This is a genomic window from Roseomonas elaeocarpi (assembly GCF_042433915.1).
In the GTDB taxonomy this organism is placed as follows: Bacteria; Pseudomonadota; Alphaproteobacteria; order Acetobacterales; family Acetobacteraceae; genus Roseomonas; species Roseomonas elaeocarpi.
Genome location: NZ_JBHLUN010000003.1, coordinates 91718 through 108721 on the forward strand (window position 1 = coordinate 91718; position 17004 = coordinate 108721).

Sequence of the window (17004 nt, forward strand, 5' to 3'; positions counted from 1 at the left end):
TGCCGCCGCCCTGGTGCCACCCGCCTGCATCGCCTCAGGTCAGCGGCATCCGCTCGGCCTGCGGCGGCAGGAACCGGCCGTCGTAGAGTTCCTCGGCCGCGGGAACGCGCGCCAGCGCGAAGCCGTCCGACACGGCCCTGATGGTTTCCACCAGCCGGGCGGGTTCGACGTCGCCCAGCCCGCGGGCGCGGGTGGCCGGCGAAAGGAGCTGGTGCTGACCGACCCATTGCAGGCGCTCGGTTTCGAGCGGGATGTCGGCCAGGTTGTTATAGGTCCTGAGAACCCGGCAGGCGGCGGCGGGATCGGCGATCGCCTCGCGCCAGCCGCGCACCGCGGCGCGCACGAAGGCCCGCACCGCCTCGGGATTGTCACGCAGGATCGCCTTGCCGGCGAGCAGGGCGTTGCCGTAGCAGTTCAGGCCGTAATCCGCGTAGTAAAGGAAGCTGACGTCTTCCAGCTTCGTGCCATTGGCCTTGATGTTGAACCAGGTGGTGTAGTCGAAGCCGGTCACCGCCTGCACCTGTCGCGTCAGCAGCATCTGGTCGCGCAGCTGCGGCGTCAGCTGCTGCGGCTTCACCTGTGCCGGGTCCACGCCGTTGATCTTGAGGAAGGCGGGGAACATGCGCGAGGGCGCATCGGAGGCGCCGTTGCCGATCGTCTTGCCCGACAGATCCGCCGGGGTCTTGATCCCGGCACTTCGCAGGCTGATGACGGCCTGCGGCGAGCGGTTCTGCAGGATGAACACCGCCTTCGGTGCGGCCTCGGGCTGGCGCACCGTGAATTCCAGCAGGGTCGAGAGATCCCCGACGCCGACGTCGTAGGTGCCGGACGCGACGCGCGAGATCGCGTCACCGGAGCCGTTCGACGGATCGATCTGCACGTTCAGCCCCGCGTCGCGGAAGTAGCCGCGATCCAGCGCGAAGTAGTAGGGCGCCGTGCTGCCATCCACGGCGAAGTTCAGCACGAGGCGCAACCTCGTCGGCGTTTGCGCCCGCACCACGGCGGGGGCGGCCAGCGCGCCCAGGACCATGAGGCCGCGACGCGACCATGCGCGATTTTTGATCAAGCCTGTTACTCCTGGTGTCGGTCTGGTGGCGCCCGGGGCTACGTTGCCGGGCCATATTCCTTGGAAAGCCGTCGTGGCGTTCGCGGCCGGAGCTGCCCGGCCGCGATGGACACCACGTCGGATGCGCTGTTTCACGGGCAGGTCCATGGGGCCATCGGGTTGGCGGCGCGCCTTTGGAACCTGCGCCCGCGGAGCGCCGGCCCGGACCGGGCCCCTCGTCCGGCTGCTCTCAATCCTGGCCCAGCGCCCGCACGTCCTCGCGCCGCTGCAGCCACCACGCGTAGGGACGCGGCAGCAGCTCGTGCGGCTTGGAAACGCCGAGCGACGCGGCGGCATGAACCGGCCAGTTCGGGTTCCACAGCATTTCCCGGCCCAGCGCCACGAGGTCGCACTGCCCGGCCTGGAGGTAGCCCTCGGCCTGCTGCGCCTCGGTGATCAGGCCGACCGCCATGGTGGGGATGCCGGTTTCGCGCCGGATGTGCTCGGCGAAGGGAACGTGGTAGCCGGGCACGCGCGGCACCAGATGCAGCGTCAGCGGCCCCTCGATGCCGCCGGAGGAACAGTCCAGCACGTCCACGCCGCGTTGCCGGAGCTCGCCGGCCAGCACGGTGGTGTCCTCCAGGCTCCAGATGCCGCCGCGGCCATCAACGCAGGAGGCGCGGAAGAACAGCGGCAGTTCCTTCGGCCAGGCTTCGCGCACTGCCTCGATGAGCTCCAGCCCGAAGCGCATGCGGCCCTGTATGTCGCCGCCGTAGCCGTCGGTGCGATGATTGGTGATCGGGGACAGGAACTGCTGGATGATGTAGCCGTGCGCACCGTGGATCTCACAGATCTCGAAGCCCGCATCGACGGTGCGCTTCGCGGCTTCGACGTGCAGCGCGATGACGTTGCGGATATCGTCGGCATCCATCTCCTTGGGCGGCAGCGCGCCTTCGCGGAAGGGAATCGGGCTCGGCGCCAGGCCGGACCAGGGCGCGCGGCCGTTGCGGGCATCCTCCTCGTTCAGGGAGGCGAAGCCGTCCCAGGGGGCGCGGGTCGCGACCTTGCGGCCCGCATGGCCGAGCTGCATGGCCGGCGCGGCGCCCTGGGCACGGATGAAGTCGGTCACCCGGCGCCAGGCCTTCGCCTGCGCGTCGGTGTAGATGCCTGGGCAGTCGTAGGTCTTGCGCGAGCGCTGTGAAACCGAGGTTTCCTCGCAGAACACGATGCCGGCGCCGCCCATCGCGAACTTGCCGAGATGCACGAGATGCCAGTCGGTGGGCGCGCCGTCGACCGATGAATACTGCGACATCGGCGACACGGCGATCCGGTTGCGGATCGTCAGTTCGCGGATCGTCATGGGCGTGAAGAGAAGCGGGGTGATCGGAACGCGATCGGTCATGGCCGTCCTGTTGCTGCGAAAGGTTCCGGCCGGGTGCCGGGCGTGCTGGGGCCGGAGCGTGATGGCGGCCGCCGCGCGACGAGGGTTGGTTGCCGGTCAGCGCGGTATAACGACGTCATACCGGCCCAACCACCGGCTCGATCGGGCAGATTGCGTGCCTCAGGGCCTTCAGGCGGCGCAGAAAGCCGATTTTTTGAGCAGCTGGTCAGGATCGTGGCGGTAAAATAGGGAGCTATCCCCTGAGCAGGAGGCTTCTCGCGGAGCCTCGGTCTTGGCACGAAGCCGGGGAAAGCGTTCCGACCGGAAGCTGGCTGCGTGTGCTGTCTCCGCACGCGGCCGATGTTTCTCCGCATCGAACCACCATCCGCCTCGCCGGCCAGCCAGGGAGAAAGCATGAGTACGTCCGGGAGCAGCTATGAACCCGCCTTCGTGGAGATCGACGGCGTGGCCATGCGCTACGGCGGCGCGGACGGCACGCTGGCGCTGCGCGATTGCACGCTCAGCGTCGCCCGGGGCGAGTTCGTCGCGGTGGTCGGGCCGTCGGGCTGCGGCAAGTCGACGCTGATGCGGCTGGTCACCGGGCTCTGGCCGGCCTCGGCCGGGAACGTGGTGGTGGCGGGGCGCGAGGTGGCAGGGCCGCTGTCGGTGGCGGGCATGGCCTTCCAGAACCCGACGCTGCTGCCCTGGCGCACGATCCTGGACAACGTGATGCTGCCGCTCGAGGTGGTGGAGCCGCACCGGCGGCGGCTGCGGCGGGAGCGCGAGGCCTATCGCGAGAAGGCGCGGCAACTGCTGCGGATCGTGGGGCTGGACGGTTTCGAGGCGCGCTTCCCCTGGCAGCTCTCGGGCGGGATGCAGCAGCGCGCCAGCCTGTGCCGGGCGCTGGTGCACGATCCACAGCTGCTGATGCTCGACGAACCCTTCGGCGCACTGGACGTCTTCACGCGTGAGGAGCTGTGGACCGAGCTCCAGACCGCCTGCGCCACGCTGAAGCCCACGGTGATCCTGGTGACGCACGACCTGCGCGAAGCGGTGTTCCTGGCGGACCGCATCCTGGTGATGTCGGCCAGACCTGGCCGCATCGTGGCGGAACGGCGGGTGCCCTTCGGACGGCCGCGCACGCTGGACGACCTCTACACCGCGCCCGTGCAGGCCTTGGTGCACGAGCTGCGCGAGCACATCAGCGCCGCCCGTCGCGGCGAAGTTCTGGAGGCGCCCCATGCCGCGTGACGGAACCGCCGGCCTCTCCCGTGCCGAGGCGCTGGTCGCCGCGGCCCGCCGGCGACGCCGGTTGCAGGTGGCGCTGCCCTGGCTGATCCTCGTCGCCGGGCTACTGATCTGGGAAGGCATCTGCCGCGGCTTCGCGGTGCCGGTCTTCCTGTTGCCAGCACCGAGCGACATCGCCGCCAGCATGGTGAAGTGGTGGGAGCCGATCCTGCTGAATTCCTGGCAGACGCTGCTGACCACCCTGGTCGGCTTCGCGCTGGCGATCGTGTTCGGGCTTCTGCTGGGCGTGCTGATCGGGTCGAGCAGCCTGCTCTACCACGGACTTTACCCGCTGCTGATCGGCTTCAACTCGGTGCCCAAGGTGGCGCTGGTACCCATTCTGGTGATCTGGTTCGGCATCGGCACGGTGCCCGCGATCATCACCGCCTTCCTGATTTCCTTCTTCCCGATCGTGGTGAACGTGGCGACAGGCATCGCCACGGTGGAGCCGGAGCTGCGCGACGTGCTGCGCGCGCTGGGCGCCAGGCCTTCCGATATCGTGCGCAAGGTCGGACTGCCGAGGGCAATGCCCTACTTCTTCGCCTCGCTGAAGATCGCGATCACGGTGGCCTTCGTGGGCTCCATCATCGCCGAGACCGTGGCCTCCAACGATGGCATCGGCCACCTGATGATCCTGGCCTCGTCGCGCTTCGACGTGCCCCTGGTCTTCGCGGGGCTGGTGGTGACCGGGGTGATGGGCGTGCTGATGTACGCCGTTGCCGTGGCGGTCGAGAAGCGCACCACCGGCTGGGCGATGCGCGGACAGGACGGGCCACAGGTGGCGCCGGGAGGGTAGTGGCCCCGCCACGCGCGAGGCCGCGGCACCGCACCACCCCCGTGCGCCTCGGTGGGCAGCCGAGAAACCCTCCGGGCGTAGCACCGCTTATGTTCGGGCGGACGGGCTGCCCGGCCCCTGCGCTTTCGCCTCACGGCGCGCGCCCGGGTCCTGCTCTTAACCGGCAGCCCCGCCGCCGGAGGACGTCACACCATGAAGAAGCTGCTCACCGTGGCCGCGCTCGCGACCCTCGTGGCGACTGCGCCCGGTTTCGCGCAGAACGCCGGCACGTCGTCGCACAGCCGGGCGGCGGTCCGAAGTCAGGGCCACGGCCTCAGCGCCGCCGACCGGCAGTTCCTGGAAATGGCCGGACCTGCCAACATGACGGAAGTGGAGCTGGGGAAGCTCGCCAGTGAGAAGGGTTCCTCACCCGGGATCAAGCTGTTCGGCCGCTGGATGGCCTCGGCGCACGGCTTCGCGGGACGCGAACTCGCCACGATCACCGAGCGCAACCACGACACCAAGCCCGGCATGGCGATGACGGCCGAGCAGAAAGCCTCCGTGGAGAAGCTGCGGGGCATGAGCGGCAAGGAATTCGACCAGGAGTTCCTGCGCGTGATGGTGGAGGACCACCAGAAGGCCGTCGCGCTGTTCCAGAAGGAAGCGCAGGGCGGGCAGGACCCGATGGTGCGCAGCTTCGCGCAGAACATCGTTCCGGCGGTGCAGGAACACCTGCAGCAGGCGCAGGACCTGCGACAAGACCTGTTCAACGTCGGCGGCGAGGGCGCCGGCCGCGCGGCCAACGCCAATGCTCAGGGCCCAGCAGGCTCCACGCAGCCGGCCGCGGGCACGACGCGCTGAGGGAGTCGGGCGGCCGGGCCGAGGAATAGCCCGGCCGCCGCACATGGATCAGTGACGAGCGAAGCGTCACGGCGTCACCTTCGATGGCGGATGGCTGCCGCGCGGGCAGGTTGCCGCCGCGCCGTGCGCTTCGTTGATGTCATGGTGGAATCAAAGGGTGATCACCGGTTCCCCTGCCGTGTGGGGGAGGTAGAACTTGCCGCCGAAGTAACTGGCCGTGAGGACCGCCCGATGAGTGATCGTTCCAACACCGAGGAGATCTGGCGCGACGTGGACGATCACCGCGCGAGCTTCGAGGCGCTGAGCGATCGCGTCTGGGACATGCCCGAGACCTGCTACGCGGAGCACCGCTCGGCGGCCGAGCACGAGGCGGAGCTGCGGCGCCAGGGCTTCCGCGTCACAACGGGCATCGCCGGCATCCCCACGGCCATGGTGGGCGAGGCGGGCGAGGAGGGCCCGGTGATCGCGATCCTGGGCGAGTACGACGCCCTGCCCGGCCTGAGCCAGGAGGCCGGCGTGGCCGAGCACCGGCCGCTGGAGCAGGGAGGCAACGGCCATGGCTGCGGCCACAACCTGCTGGGCTCGGCCTCCATGCTGGCGGCCACCGCGGTGAAGCAGTGGATGGAGCGCAACGGCGTCAAGGGTCGCGTGCGCTACTACGGCTGCCCGGCCGAGGAAGGCGGCGGCGCCAAGGCCTTCATGGTGCGCGCCGGCGCCTTCGACGACGTGGACGTGGCGATCTCCTGGCACCCGGAAAGCTTCACCGAGGTGTTGCAGGCGCACTCGCTGGCCAATACGCGCATCGATTTCCGCTTCACCGGGCGCGCCTCGCACGCGGCGGCAGCGCCGGAGCTCGGGCGTTCGGCGCTCGACGCGGTGGAGCTGACCAACATCGGCGTGAACTACATGCGCGAGCACATGCCGAGCACGGCGCGCATCCATTACGCGGTGATCGACGCGGGCGGCATCGCGCCCAACGTGGTGCAGGCCGCGGCGCAGGTGCGCTACTCGGTCCGGGCGCAGACCCTGCCGGAGATGCGCAAGCTGGTGGAGCGGGTGAGCAACATCGCCCGCGGCGCGGCGCTGATGACCGAGACCACCCTCGAGATCGAGGTGCTGAGCGCGGTGTCCAACCTCCTGCACAACGAGGCGATGGCCGAGGCCATGTCGGGTGCGATGCAACGGCTGGGTCCGCCGCAGTTCGACGAGGCGGACCGCGCCTTCGCGCGCGAGATCCAGGGATCGCTGAGCCCGGAAGAGATCGCCCACACCTATCGCCGCTTCGGCCTGAAGCAGGATGCCAGCGCAGGCGACGAGGCGATGTGCTCGATCATCGTGCCGCGCGACGCGCCGCGAATCCCGATGATGGGCTCGACCGACCTGGGCGATGTCAGCTGGGTGGTGCCGCTGGTGCAGCTGCACGGCGCGACCTGCGCGGTGGGCACGCCGTTCCATTCCTGGCAGCTGACGGCGCAAGGCAAGAGCCCGGGCGCCAAGAAGGGCATGACCCACGCGGCCAAGGTGATGGCAGCCACCGCCGTGGCGGCGCTGGGCGACCCGGCGGTGATTGAGAAGGCCAGGCGGGAGCTGCGGGAGCTGACCGCGGCGACGCCCTACGAGAGCCCGATCCCGCCCGCGACGCAGCCGCCGCTCAGGGCGATGGGCGGGGCGCGCTAGCACGGCGGCCCAGCTCGCCGCCCCCTCGCCGGCGCGGGCGGGCGGTGCCATATAGCCGGCGATGACGGGAACATTGCCGGAACCCTTCGCGGACTGGTTCGCGCGGCGCGGCTGGCGGCCGCGCGCGCACCAGCTGGCCCTGCTGGCGGCCGCCGAGGCGGGCCGCAGCGCCCTGCTGGTGGCGCCCACGGGCGGCGGCAAGACGTTGGCGGGCTTCCTGCCGACGCTGATCGAGTTGCATGCAAGAGCCGCGGCGGCGGGATCACTGGCGGCGCCCGCCCCGGCCGCACCTGTTCCGGTCAAGGGCACCAGGAGCCGCGCCAGGTCGCGCGATGGGGACGCGACGGTGGAGGGGCCGCCCCAGGCCGATGCCGCACCAGCACCGGTTACCCCTGCCCCGGCCGGCGGGCGGCTGCACACGCTCTACATCTCGCCGCTCAAGGCGCTGGCGGTGGATATCGCCCGCAACCTCCTCGCCCCGATCGAGGAGATGGAGCTACCGATCCGCGTCGAGACGCGCACCGGCGACACGCCCGCCAACCGCCGTGCTCGACAGCGCGACGACCCGCCCGACATCCTGCTGACCACGCCGGAAAGCCTGATCCTGTTGCTGTCGCTGCCGGGTGCCGCGGAAATGTTCGCCGGCCTGCGGGCGGTGGTGGTGGACGAGGCGCACGCGCTGGCCGGCACCAAGCGGGGCGACCAGCTGGCGCTTTGCCTGACACGGCTGCAACGGCTGGCGCCCGGGCTGCGTCGCGTGGCGCTGTCGGCCACGGTGGCGCATCCCGAGGCGCTGCGGGCCTGGATTTCCCCCACCGCGAAGGCTGAGGATGCCGCCTTCGTGCACGGCACCGGCGGCGCGGAGCCGGAGCTCGCGATCGTGCTGCCGGCGGGGCACCTGCCCTGGGGCGGGCATATGGGGCTGGCCAGCGCGCCCGAGATCTATCGCCGCATCCAGGGCGCGGGTGTCACCATCGTTTTCGTCAACACGCGCGCGCAGTCGGAGCTGGTGTTCCAGGCGCTGTGGCGCATCAACGAGGACAACCTGCCGATCGCGCTGCACCACGGTTCCCTGCAGATCGAGCAGCGGCGCAAGGTCGAGGCGGCGATGGCGGCGGGCAAGCTCCGCGCCGTGGTGGCGACGGCCTCGCTCGACCTCGGCATCGACTGGGGCGCGGTGGACCAGGTGATCCAGGTGGGCGCGCCCAAGGGCGTGTCGCGGCTGATGCAGCGCATCGGGCGGGCGAACCACCGGATGGACGAGCCTTCGCGCGCCGTGCTGGTGCCGGCCAACCGCTTCGAGGTGATCGAGTGCCTGGCCGCGACGGAAGCCGTGGAAGCGCACGAACTGGACGGGGAACCGCCGCGTGCCGGGGGGCTGGACGTGCTGGCGCAGCACGTCCTTGCCATGGCCTGCCACGCGCCGTTCGAGATGGATGAGCTGTTCGCGGAGGTCACCAGCGCCGCGCCCTACGCCGCGCTGACCCGGCGCGACTTCGACGACGTGGTGCGCTTCGTGGAGGATGGCGGCTACGCGCTCCAGGCTTACGAGCGTTTCCGCAAGCTGTTCCGCGATGCCGAGGACTTCGTCCACGTGCGCGACGAGCGTGTGGCGCGGCAGGCGCGCATGAACCTCGGCACCATCGTGGATACGCCGATGCTGAAGGTGCGGCTGCGCGGCGGGCCGGTGCTGGGCGAGGTTGAGGAATGGTTCGTCTCGACGCTGGAACCCGGCCACTGCTTTATCTTTGCCGGCCAGACGCTGCGCTATGAAGGCATGGAGGCGCTGAACGTCGTGGTGTCCCGCGGTGGCGAGGGCGAGCCGCGCGTGCCGACCTATGCCGGGGCGCGTCTGCCGCTCTCGACTTCTCTTTCGAAGCGCGTGCGGGCGATTATCGAGGACCCGGCGCGCTGGAGCGCCCTGCCCGCCCCCGTGCGCGACTGGCTGCGGTTGCAGCAGCGCCATTCCGAGATGCCCAGCCGCGACGGGCTGCTGATCGAGACGTTTCCGCGCGGCGGGCGATGGTTCCTGGTGGCCTACTGCTTCGAGGGCCGGCTGGCGCACCAGACGCTGGGCATGCTGGTGACCAAGCGCATGGAGCGGCTGGGCTACGGGCCGCTCGGCTACCTCGCGACCGACTACGTACTGGCGGCCTGGAGCGCCTTCGAGCCGGAGGAGCCGGAACAGCTCTTTGAACAGGACATTCTGGGCGAGGAACTGGAGGAATGGATCGCGGAAAGTTCCATGCTTCGCCGCACCTTCCGCAACATCGCGACCATCGCCGGCCTGCTGGAGAAGAACCACCCGGGCGCCGAGAAGTCCGGGCGACAGATGACGGTGAACGCCGACCTGATCTACGACGTGCTGCGCAAGCACGATCCCGACCACATCCTGCTCCGCGCCACGCGGCAGGAAGCGGCCTATGGCCTGACCGACGTGCGGCGCATCAGCGACCTGCTGGCCCGCGTCGAGGGGCGCATCCGCGTCCGCCGCCTGCGCCGCCCCTCGCCGCTGGCGGTGCCGGCGCTGATCGAGGAAGGGCGCGAATGGGTGGCGGGCGGCGCCGAGGACGCGCTTCTGGCCGAGGCCGCGGCGCTGGTGGAAGAGGCCACCGACGGCGCCGAGCACTTCGCCGAGGTACTGAGCGACGTGACCGAGGGCGTGCGTGTACGTGCCGGCGTGGTGGACCGGCCGCGCCACCGCGACCGTGGGCGGCGGGTCAGCCGCGCGGCCCCGAAAGCCGCCGTCGGAGCGCGCCCGCGATGACGCCGGCGCCGTTGCACGTCGCGGGCGAGCGCCTGCTGCTCGACCCGGCCGGGGTCGTGAGCTGGCCGGCGCGGCGGACGCTGGTGGTGGCGGACCTGCACCTCGAAAAGGGCAGCCACTTCGCCCGGCGCGGCAGCTTCGTGCCGCCCTACGACACGCGCGAAACCGTGGCGCGGCTGGCGCTGGCGGTCCGCCGGTATTCGCCGGCGCGGCTGATCCTGCTGGGCGACAGCTTCCACGACGCCGAAGGATCGGCGCGGATGCCCGTGCCGGACCTGGCGGCGCTGCGCCACGTTCTCGACGGGCTGGAGGTCATCTGGGTGCTGGGCAACCACGACCCCGCACCGCCGGAAGGCCTGCCGGGCGAGAACTGCGATATCCTCCGTGACGGTCCCCTCACCTTCCGGCACGAGGCGGAGGCCGGATGGCCGAAGCCCGGCAGGGCCGAGCTGAGCGGGCACTTCCACCCCAAGGCCACGATGGCCACGCGGGCGGGCGGGGTGACGCGGCCCTGCTTCGCCACCGATGCGCGGCGGGTGATCCTGCCGGCCTTCGGCGCCTATACCGGCGGGCTCGACGTGCGGGATCCGGTCGTGGCGGGGCTGTTTCCGCGCGGCGGCCGCGCCTTCCTGCTGGGGCGGGACCGGTTGTTTTCGATGCCTACCGGACCGGCGCGGCGGGCGGTGGCGAGCACGGAGCCCAGGCTGGCGACGGCGCCCTGAGGAAAAGACCATGCCGCGCCTGACCCGCCGCCGCCTGCTGGCCGCGCCGTTACTACCATCCCTCCTGCGGCCGGCGGCCGCGCTGGCCAGGGGCCTCACCCTGGGAGCGGCATTGCGGCCCTGCTCGGCATCGGCAGCGGGCGGTTCCACGGTGCTGGTGGCGCCCTGGATAATCGGCGATGGTACCAAGCTTCGCCGCGCCGCACCGGCGCCCGGCAGCACGCGCGACGGACAACAGGTGGTGGTGGCGCCGGACCAGCCACGCTTCACGGATGACGGCGCGCTGATCCTGGAGCCGCCGGACACTGGCAACCGCATCCGCAACCCCGCGCATGATGGCCAGGAGGATGGCGGCCCGGGCAGGCTGGCACGGCACCATCGCCTCACCCTCCCAGGCGGCATCGTGCGGGAACTGGGTCGCACGGAGTTCGGCGGGCTAGCGGGAACCACGCTGCGGTTGCAGGGCCTTTCAACGGTGGCCGGGGGCCTGTTCTACGCGCCCGAGGACGCCGCGACCTTCCGGGCACTGATCCAGCGGGGTGGGACGTGGTGCTTCTCCAACCAAGTCGCGCTGCTCGCCGGATCGCTGCCGGCGGGGGCGCTAGGCTTCATGCGGGCGCGGGAGAGTGGGCCCGCGCCCTTCAGTGCCGAGGAAGGCACCGTACCGGTCGGCACCGCTCCGGAAGCGCGTGCCCCGCTGACCGGAGCGCTGCAGCGTCTGCGTGTGCGCAAGACCGTGGCGCGGCCCGACAGCACGGCGCTGGATTTCGGCTTCGTGCTGACGATCCCGGCCGGGATACCGGTGGACGCGACGATTTTCCTGGCCGATGCCTGGAAGCTGGAGGAAGGGCGTTTCGCCACCTCGCCATCCGTCGGGGCGGCGCTGCGTCCAGAAGATCGGCTGGAGGCGCTGCCGCCGTCGGGACGCGAGGGCACGTTGGTGCTGGACCTCACGGTTCCGGAGCGCGCGGCGGAGGAGCGACCGGTTCTGCGTCTCGAGGGCACGGTGCCGGTGGAGCTCTGCGTGGTGCCGGAATCTTTCGCGCTGGTGGCGCGGCGCGGCGCGGGCACCTCGGCGGAAGAGCGCACGGGACGCAGTCATAACCTCATCAAGGGACGCCCGGCGCGGGTGGCGCTCTGCTGGAGCCGGGAACGCTTCGCCTTCGCGGTGGGAGGGCAGCCGCTGGAATGGTGCCCGTGGCCCACGCCGGATGGCTTCACGGCGCTGAGCCTCGGCGGCTTCGGCGGCACGGTGGCGCGGCTGGTGCACTACGATGCCGAGGCGGGCGACGGGACGCTGCGTCGGCTGAGCCGTTCCGACACGCCGCTGCCGGACGAGGTCGCCAGTCGGAACGGTGTGGCGGACGGCGAAGCCGGGCTCCGGATGCGTGACGATCCGAACCGCTCGCCGCTGCACCTCACCTCGCCGCGCGACAAGATCAACGATCCCAACGGCCCGTTCTGGGATCCGGTGCGGCGCCGCTACCACGTCGGCTTTCAGTACTCGCCCACAGGCATCCAGCGGCGCGACGGAGTGCGGCCGCCGGAGTTCCCCAACCCACTCTGGGCCCATGCCAGCGGAGCGGACTTGGTGGAGCTGCGCTTCCGGGGCGTGTGGCTGCGGCCGGGCTTCGGCACGCCCGGCGCGCGGGACTGTTCCTCGGGCAGCGTCATCCGCAATACCGAGAACAGCCCGGTCTGGGAAAAGCCGGGGAGCTTCACGCTTTACCACACTGGCGGAGGCCTGGGTTTCGCGGCCGACAGCGAGGACGGCGAGCGGTGGCAGCAGGACTTCACGCCGATCATCAGCCCGGCGATCGCCGCGCAGCTGTCGGGCCTGCCGGTGACGGAAACGCGTGACCCGGCGGTGTTCGACCACGAGGGCACCCGCTACCTCGTCCAGGGAGCGAAGGTGCCGGGCCAGGGGCCCTGCCTGCTATTGTTCCGCTTCACCGGTCGGCGGGAGTTGGCCTTCGCCGGCATCCTCTATCGTTATACCGCGGGCGTGACCCTTCCGGGTGACGAGGGAACGGACAGGATCTGGGAATGCGCCGACCTGCAGCGCGACGAGCACAGCGGCCGCTGGGTGATGCTGTATTCCATAGGTCACACGATTGCCGTGGTGGGCGACCTCGACCCCGCCACGGGGCGCTTCCGGGAAATGTCGCGGCGCATCGTGGATGCGGGACGCTCCTACGCCGGGAAGCTCTTCCACGACCGCGACGGTCACCTGGCCTGGATCAGCTGGAATGCCGAGAACCGCGACGGCGATGGCAACGACGCGGCGGGGCAGGACGGGGTACTGAGCCTGCCCATGCGTATCTCAGTGGACGCGGCGGGGCGGCTGCAAACGCGCTTTCACCCGGATGTCCTCCTGCGTCGCGAGAACGAGCGGGCGCTGGCCAGGACGGACGGCGCAGCGGCAGGTTTCCGGACCGAAGCCTTCCACCTGCTGCTGCGCGGCCGGGGTGACATCCTGGTGGAGTTTACCGACGACACTGGGGTGGTGTGCCGCGCCCGGCTCGATCGCGCGGGGCGACGCTTCGGGGCCACCAACCAGCCCGTGCGGGACGTGCCCTTCGCCTCCGGGGAAACGGTGACGCTGGAAGCGATCCGGGGCGGCTCGGTCTTTCACCTGCTACTGCGCGGTGAGGATTCGGGCGAGGAACTGCTGGTGACGTCGCGGGCCTACACCACCCCGCCCGCCACACCGCTGGATCCGCAGCGGCCCTGCGGCACGCCGGGGATACGCCTGCCTGGCGGGGCGGCGCTACTTTCCGCTGTGGTGGCCGATCTGCGCCCCGCCTCGGCGGACCGCTTCACGAGCTGATCGGTCTGCCGCGCCTGAGCGCCCGTGCCGACCGTCATCACCCGCATAGCCAGCACCGGCGCCATGCCGGACGAAAGGGTGGTCCATACGGTTCCGCGATGGCAATCTCTCGCCCCACCACCACAGCAGCCGGGACGCGCGCACCATGACCGAAACGCCGCACGGAGATGCCGAGGGCTTCCGCCCGCACACCTCCCACTGGGGCGTCTTCTCGGCCCGGATGCGCGACGGCACCCTGGAGGTGAAGCCGCACGCCGGCGACCCGGACCCTAACGGCATCATCGACAACTTTCCCGCCGCCCTGCGGCACCGCGCGCGCATCGCGCAGCCCATGGTGCGACGCGGCTGGCTGGAGCGCGGGCCCGGCCCCGACAGCCGGCGCGGCCGCGACGAGTTTGTGCCGGTGAGCTGGGAACGGGCGCTGGACCTGCTGGCGGGCGAGCTGACGCGGGTGCGTGACCAGCACGGGCCGGGCGCGGTGTTCGGCGGCTCCTATGGCTGGGCGAGTGCCGGGCGCTTCCACCACGCGCAGAGCCAGGTGCACCGCTTCCTGAACATGGCGATGGGCGGCTACGTGCGCTCGGTCAATAGCTACAGCTCGGGCGCGTCCTCGGTGCTGGTGCCGCATATCCTGGGCACCTACGAGGATCTGACCAAGCGCAACGTGAGCTGGGAACAGATCGCCGAGTATTCCGAGGTGGTGATCGCCTTTGGCGGCATGGCGCTGAAGAACAGCATGGTGGCCGGTGGCTCCATCAGCCAGCACGTCGAGCGCGGCGCGATGGAGCGCGCCGCGGCACGCGGCTGCCGCTTCGTGCTGGTGGGGCCGTTGCGCTCCGACCTGCCGGTGGAAGCCGGGGCGGAATGGGTGGCCAATATTCCCGGCACCGACACCGCGATGATGCTGGCGATGGTCCACACGCTGGTGACGGAGGGGCTGCACGACCAGGCATTCCTTGACCGCTACACCGAGGGCTGGCCGATCTTTCTGCGCTACCTGTTGGGCGAGACCGACGGGCAGCCCAAGGACGCCGCCTGGGCGGCGCCGATCTGCGGCATCCCGGCCGAGGAGATCGCGGCACTGGCGCGCAGCCTCCACGGCAAGCGCGCACTGGTGGTGGTGGCGCACTCGCTGCAGCGGGCCGAGCACGGTGAGCAGCCTGTGTGGATGGGCGCGGTGCTGGCCGCGGTACTGGGGCAGTACGGGCTGCCCGGCGGCGGCTACGGCTACGCGCTTGGCGCCATCGGCTATTACGGGCGGCGCTACAACGCCGTGCCGGTGCCGACCCTGTCGCAGGGGCGCAACAAGGTGGCGGACTTCATCCCGGTCGCCCGCATCGCCGACATGCTGCTGAACCCCGGCACGACCTACCGCTACAACGGGCAGACGCGGACCTACCCGGACATCAAGTTGGTTTACTGGGCCGGCGGCAACCCGTTCCACCACCACCAGGACCTTAACCGGCTGCGGCAGGCCTTTGCGCGGGTGGACACTCTGGTGGTGCACGAGCTCGCCTGGACGGCGACGGCGCGGCACGCCGACATCGTGCTTCCCGCCACCATGACGCTGGAGCGTGAGGATATCGGCGCCTCCTCGAACGACCCGCTGATGGTGCCGATGCATCCCATAGCGGCACCCTACGGCGAGGCGCGCGACGACTACGCGATCTTTTCCGAGCTGGCCGGGCGCATGGGGGTGGGCCAGGTCTTCACCGAAGGGCGCACGGCCCGGCAGTGGATCGAGCACCTTTACGAACGCACCCGCGCGGCGCTGGCGGAAATGGGGCGGCCGGCGCCGTCCTTCGCCGAGTTCTGGCGCAGCGAGGGCATCACCCTGCCCCAGATGGAGGATGACGGCGGTGAGCTGCGCCGCTTCCGGATCGACCCGGTGGCGGACCCGCTGCCGACGCCCAGCGGCCGGATCGAGATCTTCTCCTCGACCATCGACGGCTTCGGCGATGCCGACTGTCCGGGCCATCCCGTCTGGCTCCCCAGGCAGGAAGTGCCGCAGGGCGACACGCCGCTGTTCCTGGTGGCGAACCAGCCGGCGACGCGGCTGCACAGCCAGCTCGACTTCGGCGGCCACAGCACCGGCGCCAAGCACCGGGGCCGCGAGGTCGCGAGGATGCACCCGCAGGATGCCGCGGCGCGCGGGGTGGCGGATGGCGACATCATCCGCTTGTTCAACGAGCGCGGCAGCTGCCTGGCCGCGGTGCGAGTGACCGACGGCGTCAGGCCCGGCGTGGTGCAGCTGCCTACCGGCGCCTGGTACGACCCGGCCGATCCCGAGGAAGAGCGGAGCCTCTGCGTCCACGGCAACCCCAACGTGCTGACGCGCGATGTCGGCACTTCGAGCCTGGCGCAGGGCTGCACGGGACAACTGACCACGGTCGAGGTGGAGCGCTTCGAGGGCAACCTGCCGCCGATCCAGGCCTTCGAGCCGCCGGGCGCGCTGCCAATGGCGGCGGAGTAAGGCTCCGCCGCAGCCCAGGTCGCCCCGCCGGGCAGGAACGGCGGGGGGCGGGATGATGCCTTCGAGGCGGGTTTCATGCCGGACGTAAGCTAAGCCGCGTAGCCCGGCCCTTGGCCGGGCGGGAAAGTTCGGACTGCCCTGCAGAACGGTTGCAGGGCCACATCGTTCACGAAAACGACGTCCCGCACCGTACCCCTAATCTTTTTCCACACCGGAGCGTTCCCCGCTCGGCTCCCGTCAGCCGAGGAAGGACCTCCCATATGTTCATGCGCGTCGACAAGCTGCAGGCCAGCCTGCCCGCTCCGAAGAAGCAGGACCCCAACGCCGCCGCTGCCCTCCAGGAACTCCTGGGTGGCAAGTATGGCGAGATGTCCACCCTCGGGAACTACATGTTCCAGAGCTTCAACTTCCGCTCCAAGGACAAGCTGAAGCCCTTCTACAGCCTCGTGGCCTCGATCACCGCCGAGGAGCTCGGCCATGTCGAGCTGGTGAGCAACGGCGTCGCCATGCTGGCCAACGGCCCCGACAACAACGGCGACACCAAGCCCGGTGGGGACATCTCGAAGTCGCCCTTCGAGGCAATGCAGGACATCCGTTCCTTCGCCTCCTTCGCCTCGAACGGCGGCGGCGCGATGCCGGTGAACAGCAACTCCATGTCGTGGAACGCCGACATGGTGACCACCACCGGCAACGTCGTGGTGGACCTGCTGCACAACTTCCACCTCGAGTGCGGCGCGCGGCTGCACAAGCTGCGCGTGTACGAGACGCTGAGCGATCCGACCGGCCGCGAGGTCTGCGGCTACCTGCTGGTGCGCGGGTCGGTGCACGCGCATTCCTACGCGCTGGCGCTGAAGCAGATCACCGGCGTCGAGATCGAGAAGTTCCTGCCCACGCCGAACATCCCGCTGTCGAAGATCCCCGAGTGCCAGAAGTACCTGGACGAGGGTTCGCACCGCCGGCTCTATACTTGGAGCCCGAACGACTACAAGGAAATCGCCGGGATCTGGAACAGCGAGGAAGGTGCGCTGCCGGGCGACCCGCCGGGTGAGCTCGAGGTCGTGGACGGCATGCCCGAGGGCGGCAAGATCCACCAGCTGACAGGCGTTCCCTCGGCCTTCACGCCCGACTACGCGCCCGAGGAAATGTTCGAGATCGCCGAGAAGCTCTACAAGAAGTCCCGCTAAGA

Annotated in this window: 11 protein-coding genes; 9 read left to right on the forward strand and 2 right to left on the reverse strand. The window is 70.4% G+C overall.

Annotated features, from left to right (window positions below):
* Nucleotides 1-34: 34 nt before the first annotated feature.
* The gene (locus tag ACFFGY_RS04890) at nucleotides 35-1066 is read right to left on the reverse strand and encodes an ABC transporter substrate-binding protein (protein WP_377043288.1); all 1032 of its coding nucleotides are present in this window, start codon (nucleotides 1064-1066) and stop codon (nucleotides 35-37) included.
* Nucleotides 1067-1295: 229 nt separating this feature from the next.
* Nucleotides 1296-2447 (reverse strand): NADH:flavin oxidoreductase/NADH oxidase, encoded by a 1152-nt coding sequence (locus ACFFGY_RS04895; protein ID WP_377043289.1) that lies wholly within the window; start codon nucleotides 2445-2447, stop codon nucleotides 1296-1298.
* A gap of 393 nt (nucleotides 2448-2840) precedes the next feature.
* Here ACFFGY_RS04895 and ACFFGY_RS04900 point away from each other — a divergent pair, with 393 nt between their 5' ends.
* The 9 genes from ACFFGY_RS04900 to ACFFGY_RS04940 all read left to right on the forward strand — a co-directional run bounded on the left by ACFFGY_RS04900 (nucleotide 2841) and on the right by ACFFGY_RS04940 (nucleotide 17002).
* On the forward strand, nucleotides 2841-3677 hold the full coding sequence (locus ACFFGY_RS04900; RefSeq protein ID WP_377043290.1) for an ABC transporter ATP-binding protein: 837 nt from the start codon (nucleotides 2841-2843) through the stop codon (nucleotides 3675-3677).
* The gene (locus tag ACFFGY_RS04905; RefSeq protein WP_377043291.1) at nucleotides 3667-4509 is read left to right on the forward strand and encodes an ABC transporter permease; all 843 of its coding nucleotides are present in this window, start codon (nucleotides 3667-3669) and stop codon (nucleotides 4507-4509) included. The genes ACFFGY_RS04900 and ACFFGY_RS04905 overlap by 11 nt, the downstream gene beginning before the upstream one ends.
* Nucleotides 4510-4701: 192 nt before the next feature.
* Nucleotides 4702-5349: a DUF4142 domain-containing protein gene (locus ACFFGY_RS04910; RefSeq protein ID WP_377043292.1), complete on the forward strand. Its 648-nt coding sequence runs from the start codon at nucleotides 4702-4704 to the stop codon at nucleotides 5347-5349.
* Nucleotides 5350-5580: 231 nt separating this feature from the next.
* Nucleotides 5581-7026 (forward strand): M20 family metallopeptidase, encoded by a 1446-nt coding sequence (locus ACFFGY_RS04915; RefSeq protein ID WP_377043293.1) that lies wholly within the window; start codon nucleotides 5581-5583, stop codon nucleotides 7024-7026.
* A gap of 61 nt (nucleotides 7027-7087) precedes the next feature.
* A complete protein-coding gene (locus tag ACFFGY_RS04920) occupies nucleotides 7088-9793 on the forward strand; it encodes a ligase-associated DNA damage response DEXH box helicase (protein WP_377043294.1) in 2706 nt (901 codons plus the stop codon).
* The gene (gene pdeM / locus ACFFGY_RS04925; protein ID WP_377043295.1) at nucleotides 9790-10515 is read left to right on the forward strand and encodes a ligase-associated DNA damage response endonuclease PdeM; all 726 of its coding nucleotides are present in this window, start codon (nucleotides 9790-9792) and stop codon (nucleotides 10513-10515) included. Before ACFFGY_RS04920 ends, pdeM begins: the two co-directional genes overlap by 4 nt.
* Nucleotides 10516-10525: 10 nt before the next feature.
* On the forward strand, nucleotides 10526-13345 hold the full coding sequence (locus tag ACFFGY_RS04930) for a glycoside hydrolase family 32 protein (protein ID WP_377043296.1): 2820 nt from the start codon (nucleotides 10526-10528) through the stop codon (nucleotides 13343-13345).
* A gap of 145 nt (nucleotides 13346-13490) precedes the next feature.
* Nucleotides 13491-15818, forward strand: coding sequence for a molybdopterin guanine dinucleotide-containing S/N-oxide reductase (locus ACFFGY_RS04935; RefSeq protein ID WP_377043297.1), 2328 nt, complete (start codon nucleotides 13491-13493; stop codon nucleotides 15816-15818).
* Between the two features lie 260 nt (nucleotides 15819-16078).
* Nucleotides 16079-17002 carry a manganese catalase family protein gene (locus ACFFGY_RS04940; protein ID WP_377043298.1) on the forward strand — a complete coding sequence of 308 codons (924 nt, stop codon included), beginning with the start codon at nucleotides 16079-16081 and terminating at the stop codon, nucleotides 17000-17002.
* Nucleotides 17003-17004: the final 2 nt, after the last annotated feature.

Excerpts from the sequence above, each read along its gene's own strand:
- ACFFGY_RS04895 (WP_377043289.1), bottom strand. The coding sequence starts at position 2,447 with ATGACCGATCGCGTTCCGATCACCCCGCTTCTCTTCACGCCCATGACG.
- ACFFGY_RS04900 (WP_377043290.1), top strand. The coding sequence starts at position 2,841 with ATGAGTACGTCCGGGAGCAGCTATGAACCCGCCTTCGTGGAGATCGAC.
- ACFFGY_RS04905 (WP_377043291.1), top strand. The coding sequence starts at position 3,667 with ATGCCGCGTGACGGAACCGCCGGCCTCTCCCGTGCCGAGGCGCTGGTC.
- ACFFGY_RS04910 (WP_377043292.1), top strand. The coding sequence starts at position 4,702 with ATGAAGAAGCTGCTCACCGTGGCCGCGCTCGCGACCCTCGTGGCGACT.
- ACFFGY_RS04915 (WP_377043293.1), top strand. The coding sequence starts at position 5,581 with ATGAGTGATCGTTCCAACACCGAGGAGATCTGGCGCGACGTGGACGAT.
- ACFFGY_RS04920 (WP_377043294.1), top strand. The coding sequence starts at position 7,088 with ATGACGGGAACATTGCCGGAACCCTTCGCGGACTGGTTCGCGCGGCGC.
- pdeM (WP_377043295.1), top strand. The coding sequence starts at position 9,790 with ATGACGCCGGCGCCGTTGCACGTCGCGGGCGAGCGCCTGCTGCTCGAC.
- ACFFGY_RS04930 (WP_377043296.1), top strand. The coding sequence starts at position 10,526 with ATGCCGCGCCTGACCCGCCGCCGCCTGCTGGCCGCGCCGTTACTACCA.
- ACFFGY_RS04935 (WP_377043297.1), top strand. The coding sequence starts at position 13,491 with ATGACCGAAACGCCGCACGGAGATGCCGAGGGCTTCCGCCCGCACACC.
- ACFFGY_RS04940 (WP_377043298.1), top strand. The coding sequence starts at position 16,079 with ATGTTCATGCGCGTCGACAAGCTGCAGGCCAGCCTGCCCGCTCCGAAG.